The organism is Pseudomonas sp. GM24 (assembly GCF_000282235.1).
In the GTDB taxonomy this organism is placed as follows: Bacteria; Pseudomonadota; Gammaproteobacteria; order Pseudomonadales; family Pseudomonadaceae; genus Aquipseudomonas.
In genome coordinates this window covers 1-12685 of sequence record NZ_AKJR01000100.1, presented here as the reverse complement: position 1 = coordinate 12685, position 12685 = coordinate 1, and the positions used below count along the sequence as shown (strand labels likewise).

Genomic DNA, 12685 nt, shown 5'->3' with positions numbered 1-12685 from the left:
CGGTCCGACGTTTCGGGAGGGTTGGGGTGAGGGGGTAGATTTACCAAGCACTGCAAATCTACAGCCTGCCCCAACAAAAAGCCCCGCATCTGCGGGGCTTCGTGTTTTAGGCGGCGGACTTGGCCTTGATCTTCTTCAGCTCTTCATCACGCAACTCGCGGCGCAGGATCTTGCCGACGTTGGTGGTCGGCAGCGCATCGCGGAATTCCACCGAACGCGGCACCTTGTAGCCGGTGACGTTGGCACGCATGTGCTCCATCACCGTTTCCTTGGTCAGCGTGACGCCCGGCTTGGCAACGATGAAGATCTTGATCGCCTCGCCCGACTTCTCGTCCGGCACGCCGATGGCCGCGCACTGCAACACGCCCGGCAGGGTCGCCAGCACGTCTTCCAGTTCGTTCGGGTAGACGTTGAAACCGGAGACCAGAATCATGTCTTTCTTGCGATCGACGATGCGCATGTAGCCGTCCGGCTGGATCAGCGCGATGTCACCGGTCTTCAACCAGCCTTCGCTGTCGAGCATTTCATCGGTGGCTTCCTGACGCTGCCAGTAACCCTTCATCACTTGCGGGCCTTTGACGCACAGCTCGCCGATTTCACCCAACGGCTGCTCGACACCCGCATCGTCGATGACTTTGCACAGTGTCGATGGCACCGGAATACCGATGGTGCCGATCTGGATGTTCTGGATCGGGTTGACCGTGGCCACCGGACTGGTTTCGGTCATGCCGTAACCTTCACAGATAGCGCAACCGGTCACCGCTTTCCAGCGCTCGGCAGCAGCCAGTTGCAGGGCCATGCCGCCGGACAAGGTGACTTTCAGCGCAGAGAAATCCAGCTTGCGGAAACCTTCGTTGTTGCACAGCGCCACGAACAGCGTGTTGAGACCGACGAAACCGCTGAACTTCCACTTCGACAGTTCCTTGACCATCGCCGGCAGGTCGCGCGGGTTGCTGATCAGGATGTTGTGGTTGCCGATCAGCATCATCGCCATGCAATGAAAGGTGAACGCATAGATGTGGTACAGCGGCAGCGGCGTGATCAGGATTTCGCAACCTTCATTGAGGTTGGAGCCCATCAGCGCTTTGCACTGCAGCATGTTGGCGACAAGGTTGCGATGGGTCAGCATCGCGCCTTTGGCCACGCCAGTAGTGCCGCCAGTGTATTGCAGCACCGCAACGTCGCCGCTGTGCGGATTGGCTTCGGCCACCGGCTGGCCCTGACCCTTGCTCAGCACGTCGTTGAACTTGACGGCTTTGGGCAGGTGATAGGCCGGCACCATTTTTTTCACGTACTTGATGACGCTGTTGATCAGCAGACGCTTGATCGGCGGCAACAGGTCGGCGACTTCAGTGACGATAACGTGTTTGACGCCGGTTTTCGGCACCACGGCTTCGGCCAGGTGCGCCATGTTCGCCAGGCACACCAGCGCCTTGGCGCCGGAGTCATTGAATTGGTGTTCCATTTCCCGCGCGGTGTACAGCGGGTTGGTGTTGACCACGATCAGCCCGGCGCGGATCGCACCGAAGACGGCCACCGGGTACTGCAGAACGTTGGGCAGTTGCACGGCGATTCGATCGCCGGGCTGCAAATCGGTATGCTGTTGCAGATACGCGGCAAACGCACCGGACAATTCGTACAATTCACCGTAGGTGATTGTCTTGCCCAGGTTGCTGAAAGCCGGTTTGTTGGCGAAGCGTTGGCAGGATTGCTTCAACACTGCCTGAATGTTCGGATACTCGTCCGGATTGATGTCGGCAGCAATTCCAGCCGGGTATTTATCCTTCCAAAAGTCTTCGATCATGGAAGCCCACTCCTCAGCAACGCGAATTCTTCACCGCATTTGATGCGATTATTATTGGTGTGTGTTTGGTATTGGTGAATCTGGCTTTTATATAGGCCGAGAAGTCACAAAGCGCGCCGAGAGTAGCAGCTTTGCAAAGGGTCGACTAGAGCCAAAAGCGGCCCCTACAGTCATTATCATGACTCAAGACTATCTAGCAGTCATTTTAGAGCAAAAATCCTAGAACAACCTTAAAGCCCCGGTTTTCGGGGACTTAAAGCAAAAGATCGCAGCCTTCGGCAGCTCCTACAGGAAATGTATTCCAAGGTAGGAGCTGCCGCAGGCTGCGATCTTTTTGCTTCTGGTCTTTAAGCGATATCGCGCAACTCGCGCCGCAGAATTTTCCCGACAGGCGTCATCGGCAATGACTCACGCAACACAATGTGTTTCGGCACTTTGTAAGCGGTGAAATTCTCTTTGCAGTAGGCTTTGAGCTCTTCAAGACTGACCCCCGTTTCCCGCGCCACCACAAACAACTTCACCGCCTCGCCCGAGCGCTCGTCCGGCACGCCGATCACTGCGCAATTGGCGACTTTCGGATGCGCCATCACCACGTCTTCGATTTCATTGGGGTACACGTTGAAACCGGAGACGATGATCATGTCCTTCTTGCGATCGACGATTCGCACAAAACCGTCCGGATCGATCACCGCAATGTCACCGGACTTGAACCAGCCCTCGGCATCCAGCACTTCGGCGGTGGCTTCCGGTTTGTGCCAGTAGCCCTTCATGATCTGCGGGCCCTTGATGCACAACTCGCCGCGCTCGCCCATCGGCTGTTCGACACCGTCATCGTTGATGACTTTCAGCAACGTGCCCGGCACTGGCAGGCCGACCGTGCCCAGCCGCGATTGATCGCCGTACGGGTTGGTACAGGCCACCGGTGAAGTTTCGGTGAGGCCGTAACCTTCGGTGATGCGGCAACCGGTTATTTGCTCCCAGCGCTCGGCGGTGGCCTTGACCAGCGCGGTGCCGCCGGAGTTGGTGAGCTTCAGACTGGAGAAATCGAGGGTCTTGAAATCCGCGTGATCCATCAGCGCCACGAACAAGGTGTTCAAGCCCAGCAGCGCCGAGAAGCGCCAGTTCTTCAGCTCCTTGATGAAGCCGGCAATGTCGCGCGGGTTGGTGATCAGCACGTTGTGGTTGCCGGAAACCATCATGCACATGCAGTTCGCGGTGAAGGCATAGATGTGATACAGCGGCAGCGGCGCAATCATCACTTCCTGGCCTTCGCGCAGCAGCGGCTGGCCGTCCGGGCCGAGTTGCGCGAGACAGGCGCGCACTTGCTGCATGTTCGCCACCAGATTGCCGTGAGTGAGCATCGCGCCTTTGGCCAGGCCGGTGGTGCCGCCGGTGTATTGCAGCACGGCGATGTCGTCGAGACCGACCTTCAGCGGCTTGACCCCAAGGCCACGGCCCATGCGCAGTGCACTTTTGAAGGAGATCGCCTGCGGCAGCGAATACGCCGGGACCATTTTCTTCACTTTACTGACCACGGTGTTGACCAGCCAGCCCTTGGCGGCGGGCATCAGGTCGCCCATCTTCGCTTCGATCAGGTATTGAATGTCGGTGTCGGGCAGCACTTCCTGGACTTTCTGGCCGAACATGTTCAGGTACACCAGTGCTCGTGCGCCGGAATCCTTGAACTGATGGCGCATCTCCCGCGCGGTGTACAGCGGGTTGGTGTTGACCACGATCAGCCCGGCACGCAGTTGCAGGACGTTGGGCATCTGCACCGCAATGCGATCGCCCGGAACCAGATCGGTATGCGCCTGCAGGTAACCGGCGAAGGCGGCGCTCTGACGCTCGAGTTCAGCGTAGGTCAGGGTGATGCCCATGTTGCTGAACGCCGGGCGATCAGCGAACTTCTTGCAGGAACGCTCGAACACCTCGATCACCGACTTGAACTCTCCCATGTCGATGTCCAGCGGTACGCCGGCCGGGCGTTTGTCGTTCCAGAAATCAGGTTGCATTGTTCTTGTCCTCTTTACCTGAGCTGATCCGGGGCCGCTTTCTGTCATTTCTGAAAAAGCGGAGCTTCACGGACACTAGCAGTTATGGCCATTGAGGCAAATATGGGCAAAGCCGTCATTGATCGTGTGAATCTTCCTGCCGTGGCGTGGGCTGATCAGACGCGCTATACAATGATCCGACTCTGAGCAAAGGAATCGCCATGATCCACGACACCCTATGGCTGGACGCGAGTGACCGCAGCCGCCTGTTCGTCAATCAATGGCTGCCGGCGGCGCCGTTGAAAGCGGTGATCCTGCTGGCCCATGGCATGGCGGAACACAGCGGCCGCTACGCACGACTGGCCGACACGTTTTGCGACAAAGGATATGGCGTGTATGCGCCGGATTTACGCGGACATGGCAAAACCGCCAATCACGGTACCCTCGGCCACTTCGCCGATGACGATGGCTGGTGCAAAGTGCTCGGCGATCTGGCCAGCCTCAATCAGCACATCGGCCAGCAGCACCCCGGCGTGCCGATCATCCTGCTGGGCCACAGCATGGGCAGTTACATCGCCCAAGGTTATTTGCTGCATCACAGCGCCAGTCTGCACGGAGCGATTCTCAGTGGTTCCAACTTTCAGCCTGTTGCGCTGTACCGCGCTGCGCGGCAGATCGCCCGCCTGGAAAAACTCCGTCAGGGTGGCAAGGGCCGCAGTGCGCTGATCGAATGGCTGTCGTTCGGCTCATTCAATAACCAATTCAAACCGGTGCGCACACGCTTCGACTGGCTCAGCCGCGATCCGGCGGAGGTCGACTTGTACGCCGACGACCCGCTGTGTGGCTTTCGCTGCACCAATCAACTGTGGATCGACCTGCTCGGCGGCTTGCAGCAGATCAGCAAAGCGTCCAATCTCGCGCAGATCGATCCGGGCCTGCCGCTGCTGGTAATCGGCGGCGAATGTGATCCGGTGAGTGAAGGCAAGCGTCTGACAGATCTGGCCAATGCCTTGCGCACGGCCGGCAGCCAGCACCTGCAACTGAAGATCTACCCGCAGGCGCGGCACGAATTGTTCAACGAAACCAATCGCGACGAAGTGATCGCTGATGTGCTGGCCTGGATCGATCAGGCCCTGAGCCATCCGCGCCCTCAGCGCAGCGAATAATTTTTTGTGGATTCACTGAATCCGTCACAGGAATCGAGACCGATGACCCAGGTTACCAACATCCCTTACGAAGCCCTCGAAGTCGGCCAGACCGCCAGCTACAGCAAGACCGTCGAAGAGCGCGACATTCAACTGTTCGCCGCCATGTCCGGCGACCACAACCCGGTGCACCTTGACGCCGAATTTGCCGCCGCGAGCATGTTCAAGGAGCGTATCGCTCACGGTATGTTCAGCGGTGCTTTGATCAGTGCAGCGGTGGCCTGTGAACTGCCTGGGCCGGGCACTATTTATATTGGCCAGCAGATGAGTTTTCAGAAACCGGTGAAGATCGGTGACACGCTGACCGTGCGTCTGGAAATTCTCGAGAAGCTGCCGAAGTTTCGTGTGCGCATTGCCACTCGTGTGTTCAACCAGCGCGATGAGTTGGTAGTGGATGGTGAGGCGGAGATTCTGGCGCCGCGCAAGCAGCAGACGGTAACGTTGCCGACGCTGCCGGCGATCAGCATTGGCTGATTGATTTGTGGTGTGTCAGTGAGCGCTTTTCCCCCTCACCCCAGCCCTCTCCCCCTGGGGGGCGAGGGGGAAAGGGAGCCGATCTATGTGGATTTCAAATCCCTGGTTCGACTCGGTACCCCAGGTCGGCGTACCTCGAAAGAACACCCCGATCAGTCCCCTCTCCCTCCGGGAGAGGGCTAGGGTGAGGGGCCCTTGCTTTGGCTTTCCCCCAGACAAAAAAAACGCCAGACTCGCTGGCGTTTTTTGTACCCGGCGAACGCTTAAGAGCGAGCGCGAGCCTGGTTACGCAGGGCTTTCACCTGGTCGTGGTTGCGTTGTACGCCGTGGTATTGGCGTTCAACCAGATCACGAATACCCACCAGGTTGTGCTTGGTGATTTTCTCGAGGGCTTCTTTGTAGGCCTTCAGTGCGTGGTCTTCACCGCGCTCGGCTTCGTTCAGCACAGCCTCTTCGTCCTTGCCGGTGAACATGGCTTTGACGTCGACCCAACGACGGTGCAGGTCACCGCTGACGCTGGTGGAAGTTTCCGGATCGCCGCCCAGCTTGCGAACTTCGGCCTGCAGTTCTGCTGCAGCGGTTGCGCAATCGGCAGAGCGGGTGACAAACAGGGTTTTCAGTTCTGGATGTTTGATGTCTTCGGCGCAAGTCTTGAACCCTTCCTGACCGTCCTTGCAGGTTTCAATCAGGTCATTGAGTACAGAGATGGCTTCTTTATTCATGTCGGTCATTTTTCAATTCCTTGCGATTGGTTGAAGATGCAAGGGATATTGCAGTGTGCGTGCCAGCTTTTTTATTTATAGAATTTCTTTAATTATCAATGAGTTAAAGATAAGTGAACTATCTGTATCACGGTTATTTGCATGATCTGTCATTTGGCCTGCATGCAGAATGCCTGTATTTTCCAAGCTGATTTGAAGCCAGACGAAATCCCTGATGAATCCCGAAAAACTCGAACTGCTGATCACCCGCGAAATGCCCTTCGGCAAGTACAAGGGCCGAATCATTGCCGACCTCCCGGGGCCGTACCTGAACTGGTTTGCCCGTGAAGGTTTCCCTCACGGCGAACTCGGCGGCCTGCTCGCGCTGATGCAGGAGATCGACCATAACGGCCTCTCGGACTTGCTCGAACCGCTGCGCGCCAAACACGGCAAACCTGCCCCGCGCCATTGAAGCGCCCTCCTCTCTAGAGTCAGCCGACCATGCCCGATAACACCCGCCGTGCCCGTGACGAAGCCTTCTGGCAAACATTCGCCGACCGTTACGACGTTCAACCCGGTCCCGTGAACCTGGAAAACGGTTACTTCGGGCGCATGTCGCGCACAGTAATCGAGGAATACCAGCGCAATATCGAGCTGATCAACACCAGCAATTCGGTGTACGTGCGCCAGCGTTTCGAGCAGCACGACAACCTCGATATCCGTGCGCAACTGGCCGAGCTGATCGGTGTGCGCGCGCAGAGCGTAGCCTTCACCCGTAACGCCACCGAAGGCCTGCAGTCGCTGATCCGCAACTACAACCGTTTGCAACCGGGCGATCAGGTGCTGATCAGTGATCTGGAATACGACACGGTCAAAGGCGCCATGCGCTGGCTGGCCAGACATCGTGGCGCCGAGGTGATCGAGATTGCCCACGCGCACCCAGCGAGTTACGACAGCCTGGTGGAGACTTACCGCGAAGCGTTCAGCGGCCACCCGAAGATCAAGCTGATGGCCCTGACTCACGTCACTCACCGCACCGGTCTGGTGATGCCGGTTCAAGCCATCGCCGCGCTCGCCAAAGAGCATAGCGTCGATGTCATCCTCGACGGCGCCCATGCACTCGGTCAGATCGAGTTCGATCTTGATGCCCTCGGCATCTCTTTCGCCGGATTCAACCTGCACAAATGGATCGGCGCACCGCTCACCCTCGGCTTCCTCTATATCGCGCCGCAACGCTTGATCGATATCGATCCGGACATGGATGAAATGCATTACCCGGCCAATGATATCCGTGCGCGCACGTCGTACAGCACGCCGAACATTCCAGCACTGATGACCTTGCCACTGGTGTTCGAGGAGCACCGCTCCCTCGGCGGTGCACCGGCCAAAGGCGCTCGCGTCAATTATCTGCGCAATCTGTGGGTCAGCGCGGTAAGGCACTTGCCGGGCATCGAAGTCATGACGCCAGACGATCCAAGGCTGTATTGCGGCATCACATCGCTGCGTTTCACCCGGCACGACGATCAACAAGCGATGGCGGAGCGCCTGCTCAATGATTACAACCTGTTCACCGTGGTGCGTAACGGCGCCGCCAGCGGACCGAGCATCCGCATTACACCGGGGCTGACCACCACCGCTGGCGACATGCAGTTGCTGGTCCGCGCGCTGAACGAGCTGCGCTAAAACACCGCGCCTGTGGACTTCTCGTAGCCAGCAAGGCCGATCTGCGACGACAACGCAAAGGTGTCGACGCCGATCGTCAGGCTGCCGAAGTAGCCGTCCTCAAGACCCTCCCCGCCAATCGCTCGCAACGACAGCCGCGAGGCGTCATCGCCCACCGCTTCACAGCCACATACACTGGGAAGATGCAGCCGTCCTGCCCAGGCCTCCTGATGTGGCTGCGGGTGTTGATCATCACTGGCGATGCACACGGTCATGGCGATGCACGAGGCCCCGCCAGAGTGCTGATCCGGGTAAATACTGGTAAACCGCACGATGCCTTGGCTGTCGGTCGACTGGGCGCCGCACAGGCTGTCGGCGCCGATGTTCTGTTCGATCCGGACCTCGGCGCCAACCACTGGCTCACCGGTCATGGCGTCGACCAGGACCAGACGCAAAATCAGGGGCAGGCCTTCGATGCCGCCACTGATGTTGCGCACCTTGCCTTCGGTTTTGCGCCAATCGAAGCTGCCAGGGATATGAGTGTGCCGTTGCCGAAGAGGCTGATGGGGCAAGTCTGCTGATTGATGGTCGTCCATGAGGCGTTCTCTCTTCCGTAAGATGAACGCAGATTAGCGCCACGCCAACGCGGTTGTGCGGTAACTATGTATCGCGTCGTAACGGTGTCGATATAGGCGCTGCCGAAGGCTGCGATCTTTTGATGTTGGCGCTCAAGAGCAAGGTCAAAAGATCGCAGCCTCGTTTCACTTGCTACATACATAGCTTCTACATAGCAATTTTCAGGCAAAAAAAAACGGTGCACCGACCAAGCGCACCGTAAAGCCGTAGAACACACAACGAAGTGTCTGGTAACAATCAGTCCAGCAGCGCCAATGCCTCGGCGGTGCATTCCTGAATACGCGCCCAGTCGCCGTTCTTGATCCACTCCGGATCAAGCATCCAGCTACCGCCGACGCACATGACGTTTTTCAGCGCCATGTAGCTCTTGATGTTGGCCGGGCCGACGCCGCCAGTCGGGCAGAATTTCACTTCGCCGAACGGGCCGCCGAGGGCCTTGATTGCCGCCACGCCACCGCTGACCTCAGCCGGGAACAGCTTGAAGCGGCGATAACCCAGACCATAACCTTCCATGATGCCGGAGGCGTTGCTGATGCCCGGCAACAGCGGAATCGGGCTGTCGACGCTGGCTTCGAGCAAGTCACGGGTAATGCCCGGGGTGACGATGAATTGCGAACCGGCCGCTTCGGCAGCGGACAGCATGTTGCGATCCAGTACGGTGCCGGCACCGGTCATCAGTTCTGGACGCTGGTCGCGCAGGATCTGAATGGCCTTGAGGCCGAACTGCGAACGCAGGGTCACTTCCAGCGCGGTCAGACCACCGGCAGCCAGAGCGTCGGCCAGTGGCAGCACGTCCTGTTCACGAGCGATAGTGATCACCGGCAGGATCCGCGCCTTGGCGCAGAGGCTGTCGATCAGGGCAACTTTGTCCGCCATGGAAACGGTCGGGGATGGGGTTGTCATAGCGGCTGTTCCTTGGCTCATGGGCACCAGTAAATCTCTAACGTAGGTTGCAGAAACGCGCGCACCGGCATGGTGGCGACGTCGTCGGATGCCAGTGCGGCATTCAGGGTGGTCAGTTTCGACTGACCGGAAATCGACAGAATCTTGTGCTTCGCAGAGGCCAGCAGCGCTCGGCTCATGGTCAGACGCTGACGCGGCACGCTCGGCGCCAGCATCGGCCAGCAACGGCGCGCGCCATCAGCCTGCAAGGCTTCGGTGAGGTTCGGGCTGTCGGGGAACAGCGACGCGGTGTGGCCGTCATCGCCCATGCCCAGCACCAGCACATCAATCGGCGGCAATTCCGCGAGCAATCGATCAGCCTGTTCAGCAGCCTGCTCGACGTTGGCCGCCGCGCTATACAGGCTGAGGAACTGCGCCTTGGCCGCCGGGCCTTTGAGCAAATATTGCTTGAGCAAACCGGCATTGCTGTCGGCGTGTTCAACCGGTACCCAGCGTTCGTCGGCGAGGGTCACGACGACCTTCGACCAGTCCAGATCCTGCTTGGCCAGGTGCTGGAAAAACGCCACCGGGCTACGACCGCCAGACACCACCAGCACCGCGTTGCCGCGTGCGGCAATGGCCTCGCTCAATTGCTTGGCGACGTTCAGCGCCAGACCTTCGGCCAACAGCACCGGGCTCTTGTATTCGTGAGCGTTCACGCCCGCAGGCAGTTGCACATCAGATATCGCCATACCACGACCTCCCGTCCCGCGTGATCAATGCAATGGAGCTCATCGGCCCCCACGACCCGGCCGCATACGGCTTGGGCGCGTCACCGGATTTTTTCCACCCGGCGATCAGCTGGTCACACCACTTCCACGCGGCTTCAATTTCATCTTTACGGACAAACAGGTTCTGATTGCCGTTCATCACTTCCAGCAACAACCGCTCGTAGGCATCGGGGATCCGCGCGCTACGCCAGGTGTCGGAGAAATTCAGTTGCAGCGGCCCGCTGCGCAGTTGCATGCCTTTGTCCAGGCCCTGCTCTTTGGTCATCACGCGCAAGGAAATGCCTTCGTCCGGTTGCAGGCGGATGATCAGTTTGTTGCTGATCTGCAGGCGTTGTTCCGGCGCAAAAATGTAGTGCGACGGTTCCTTGAAGTGGATGACGATCTGCGACAGTTTCTGCGGCATGCGTTTGCCGGTACGCAGGTAAAACGGCACGCCGGCCCAGCGCCAGTTGCGGATGTCGGCACGCAGAGCGACGAAGGTTTCGGTGTCGCTCTGGGTGTTGGAATTCGGTTCTTCGAGGTAACCCGGTACGGATTTGCCTTCGCTGTGGCCGGCGATGTACTGGCCGCGCACGACCTGCGTGGTCAGGCCTTCCGGGCTGATCGGCGCGAGCGCCTTGAGCACTTTGACTTTCTCGTCACGGATACTGTCGGCGGACAGGTCAGCCGGCGGGTCCATGGCGATCAGGCAGAGCAACTGCAACAGGTGATTCTGGATCATGTCGCGCAGTTGGCCGGCCTTGTCGAAGTAGCCCCAGCGGCCTTCGATGCCAACCTTCTCGGCCACGGTGATTTCCACGTGGGAGATGTAATTCTGGTTCCACTGGGTTTCGAACAGGCTGTTGGCGAAGCGCAGGGCGATCAGGTTCTGAACGGTTTCTTTGCCCAGGTAGTGGTCGATGCGGTAGGTGCGGTTTTCCGGGAAGAACTGCGCTACCGCGTCGTTCACCTTGCGCGACGATTCGAGGTCGGAGCCGATCGGTTTTTCCAGCACCACACGGGTATTTTCTGCCAGACCGACTTTCGCCAGGTTCTCGCAGATCGCGCCGTACACCGCCGCCGGCGTGGCGAAGTAGGCAATCATGCGTTGCGTGCTGCCAGCCAGTTCGGCCAGCGCCACATAATCTTCAGATCTGAGGAAGTCGACGTGCAGGTAGGTCAGGCGTGCGAGAAAACGCTCGGCGACGGCCTCGTCCAGCTCTTTGCCTACATAACGACGCAGTTCGGCGGCGATGAACGCCATGTGCTGTTGCTCGGAACCTTCTTCACGGGCCAACGCGATGATGCGCGTGTCCTCGTGCAGCAGATCAGCGCCATCGAGGTGATAAAGGGCAGGAAACAGCTTGCGCAGGGCCAGATCGCCAAGCGCGCCGAACAAGGCAAAGGTGCACGGTTCAACCGTAATCGAAGGCATGATGTTTGTTCTTTTATCAAGTTAAGCTACAAATACCTTTTTTCAAGGCATCACTCAAGGGAAAATGTAGTAATAACCACAACATTTTCGCAAAATACAGATTCCGAGTGGTGGTCGGTCGGAGCCATCAGTAGGATAGGCCACCGTTACGGGCCATATCAAAGGCCCAATTTGCATAGCCCGGCGCACCTTTGCGCAGGTGAATTAGGAATTCCATATGGACCGCGTGCGAAATTTACTGGAACAGATCCAGAGTCGCCTTGAAGACCTGAACAAGGCCGAACGCAAAGTCGCCGAGGTGATCCTGCTCAACCCGCAGCAGGCCACCCGCTTCAGCATCGCCGCCCTCGCCCAGGCGGCCTCGGTGAGCGAACCGACGGTCAACCGTTTCTGCCGTTCGTTCGGTGTCAGCGGCTATCCCGAACTCAAGCTGCAACTGGCGCAGAGCCTGGCCAGCGGCGCGGCGTATGTCAGCCGCGCGGTCGAGGCCGACGACAATCCCGAGGCGTACACGCAGAAGATTTTCGGCAGCGCCATCGCGTCGCTGGACAGTGCTTGCCAGGCGCTCGATCCGAACCTGATCAGCCGCGCCGTCGACCTGTTGATTCAAGCACGACAGATCCACTTCTTCGGCCTCGGCGCTTCGGCGCCGGTGGCGCTGGATGCGCAGCACAAGTTCTTCCGCTTCAACCTCGCCGTCACCGCGCACGCCGATGTGTTGATGCAACGGATGATTGCCTCGGTGGCGCACACCGGTGAGTTGTTCGTGATCATCTCCTACACCGGCCGTACCCGTGAGCTGGTCGAAGTGGCGCGCATTGCTCGCGAGAACGGCGCTTCGGTGTTGGGTTTGACGGCGGAGAATTCGCCGCTGGCCAAGGCGAGTACCTTGAGCCTGAATATTCCGTTGCCGGAAGACACCGACATTTATATGCCGATGACGTCGCGGATCATTCAGTTGACGGTGCTGGATGTGTTGGCGACCGGGATGACCTTGCGTCGCGGAGTGGATTTCCAGCCGCATTTGCGCAAGATCAAAGAGAGCTTGAATGCCAGCCGGTATCCGGTGGGTGACGAGTTCAACTAAGGCGCTAAAAGCGAAAGCCAACCCTCACCCCAGCCCTC

General features: G+C 58.8%; 12 protein-coding genes. 5 read left to right on the top strand and 7 right to left on the bottom strand.

The window, feature by feature from the left end:
- Positions 1-106: 106 nt before the first annotated feature.
- Positions 107-1804 carry a long-chain-fatty-acid--CoA ligase FadD1 gene (gene fadD1, locus PMI23_RS13735; protein ID WP_007917844.1) on the bottom strand — a complete coding sequence of 566 codons (1698 nt, stop codon included), beginning with the start codon at positions 1802-1804 and terminating at the stop codon, positions 107-109.
- 347 nt (positions 1805-2151) lie between these two features.
- Positions 2152-3816 (bottom strand): long-chain-fatty-acid--CoA ligase FadD2, encoded by a 1665-nt coding sequence (fadD2, locus tag PMI23_RS13730; protein WP_007949877.1) that lies wholly within the window; start codon positions 3814-3816, stop codon positions 2152-2154.
- Positions 3817-4016: 200 nt separating this feature from the next.
- Here fadD2 and PMI23_RS13725 point away from each other — a divergent pair, with 200 nt between their 5' ends.
- A complete protein-coding gene (locus PMI23_RS13725; protein WP_007917847.1) occupies positions 4017-4961 on the top strand; it encodes an alpha/beta hydrolase in 945 nt (314 codons plus the stop codon).
- Between the two features lie 42 nt (positions 4962-5003).
- Positions 5004-5474: a MaoC family dehydratase gene (locus PMI23_RS13720; protein ID WP_003227420.1), complete on the top strand. Its 471-nt coding sequence runs from the start codon at positions 5004-5006 to the stop codon at positions 5472-5474.
- Between the two features lie 263 nt (positions 5475-5737).
- Here the strand turns inward: PMI23_RS13720 and PMI23_RS13715 are convergent, their stop codons facing one another.
- Positions 5738-6205: a ferritin-like domain-containing protein gene (locus PMI23_RS13715; RefSeq protein ID WP_007917852.1), complete on the bottom strand. Its 468-nt coding sequence runs from the start codon at positions 6203-6205 to the stop codon at positions 5738-5740.
- A 205-nt stretch (positions 6206-6410) separates the two neighbouring features.
- Between PMI23_RS13715 and PMI23_RS13710 the strand changes: the two genes are divergently transcribed.
- Together PMI23_RS13710 and PMI23_RS13705 are read left to right on the top strand one after the other, a co-directional pair.
- A complete protein-coding gene (locus PMI23_RS13710; RefSeq protein ID WP_003227425.1) occupies positions 6411-6647 on the top strand; it encodes a DUF3820 family protein in 237 nt (78 codons plus the stop codon).
- Positions 6648-6676: 29 nt separating this feature from the next.
- Entirely contained in the window at positions 6677-7858 is a 1182-nt protein-coding gene (locus PMI23_RS13705; RefSeq protein WP_007917855.1) for an aminotransferase class V-fold PLP-dependent enzyme, read from the top strand.
- Here the strand turns inward: PMI23_RS13705 and PMI23_RS13700 are convergent.
- The 4 genes from PMI23_RS13700 to zwf form a co-directional block, all read right to left on the bottom strand.
- Positions 7855-8433, bottom strand: a complete 579-nt coding sequence (locus tag PMI23_RS13700; protein WP_007917857.1) for a hypothetical protein — start codon at positions 8431-8433, stop codon at positions 7855-7857. The two genes, PMI23_RS13705 and PMI23_RS13700, sit on opposite strands and share 4 nt — an antisense overlap.
- Positions 8434-8710: 277 nt before the next feature.
- Positions 8711-9376 carry a bifunctional 4-hydroxy-2-oxoglutarate aldolase/2-dehydro-3-deoxy-phosphogluconate aldolase gene (locus PMI23_RS13695; RefSeq protein ID WP_007917858.1) on the bottom strand — a complete coding sequence of 222 codons (666 nt, stop codon included), beginning with the start codon at positions 9374-9376 and terminating at the stop codon, positions 8711-8713.
- A gap of 17 nt (positions 9377-9393) precedes the next feature.
- On the bottom strand, positions 9394-10107 hold the full coding sequence (gene pgl, locus PMI23_RS13690; RefSeq protein WP_007917859.1) for a 6-phosphogluconolactonase: 714 nt from the start codon (positions 10105-10107) through the stop codon (positions 9394-9396).
- Entirely contained in the window at positions 10094-11560 is a 1467-nt protein-coding gene (zwf, locus tag PMI23_RS13685; protein ID WP_007917863.1) for a glucose-6-phosphate dehydrogenase, read from the bottom strand. Before zwf ends, pgl begins: the two co-directional genes overlap by 14 nt.
- A 226-nt stretch (positions 11561-11786) precedes the next feature.
- Here zwf and PMI23_RS13680 point away from each other — a divergent pair, with 226 nt between their 5' ends.
- Positions 11787-12647, top strand: coding sequence for a MurR/RpiR family transcriptional regulator (locus tag PMI23_RS13680; protein ID WP_171057240.1), 861 nt, complete (start codon positions 11787-11789; stop codon positions 12645-12647).
- Positions 12648-12685: the final 38 nt, after the last annotated feature.